A 572-nucleotide genomic window follows, 5' to 3' on the forward strand; every position below is an offset into this window, starting at 1 on the left:
GAGGTCACACCCGTTCCCATACCGAACACGGAAGTTAAGCTCTCTAGCGCCGATGGTAGTTGGGACCTTGTCCCTGTGAGAGTAGGACGTTGCCAGGCAATATTATTCCGCAGTAGCTCAGCGGTAGAGCTATCGGCTGTTAACCGATCGGTCGTAGGTTCGATTCCTACCTGCGGAGCCATTGGAGAGCTGTCCGAGCTGGCCGAAGGAGCACGATTGGAAATCGTGTATACGTCACAAGCGTATCAAGGGTTCGAATCCCTTGCTCTCCGCCATAGGATTTATAATATTTGGCCCGTTGGTCAAGTGGTTAAGACACCGCCCTTTCACGGCGGTAACACGGGTTCGAATCCCGTACGGGTCACCACTTTGGAGGATTAGCTCAGCTGGGAGAGCACCTGCCTTACAAGCAGGGGGTCGGCGGTTCGATCCCGTCATCCTCCACCATATAAATTTTATATGAATAGTATTATCGCGGGGTGGAGCAGCACGGTAGCTCGTCGGGCTCATAACCCGAAGGTCGCAGGTTCAAATCCTGTCCCCGCAACCAAATGGTCCCGTGGTGTAGTGGT

Annotated in this window: 5 tRNA genes and 1 rRNA gene; all 6 read left to right on the forward strand. The window is 53.8% G+C overall.

From position 1 onward, the window contains the following. A 5S ribosomal RNA gene (rrf, locus tag ACTJJY_RS32030) occupies nucleotides 1–98 on the forward strand; the annotation flags it as partial. Nucleotides 99–106: 8 nt separating this feature from the next. Continuing rightward, nucleotides 107–181 (forward strand) — tRNA-Asn (locus ACTJJY_RS32035). 2 nt (nucleotides 182–183) lie between these two features. Continuing rightward, nucleotides 184–275, forward strand: a tRNA-Ser gene (locus tag ACTJJY_RS32040). A gap of 17 nt (nucleotides 276–292) precedes the next feature. Next, a tRNA-Glu gene (locus ACTJJY_RS32045) sits at nucleotides 293–367 on the forward strand. A gap of 4 nt (nucleotides 368–371) precedes the next feature. Beyond that, nucleotides 372–447, forward strand: a tRNA-Val gene (locus ACTJJY_RS32050). Nucleotides 448–473: 26 nt separating this feature from the next. Next, nucleotides 474–550 (forward strand) — tRNA-Met (locus tag ACTJJY_RS32055). Nucleotides 551–572 lie beyond the last annotated feature (22 nt).

The sequence above is a fragment of the Bacillus sp. 22475 genome, from assembly GCF_052044835.1.
Classification (GTDB): domain Bacteria; phylum Bacillota; class Bacilli; order Bacillales; family Bacillaceae_G; genus Bacillus_A; species Bacillus_A cereus.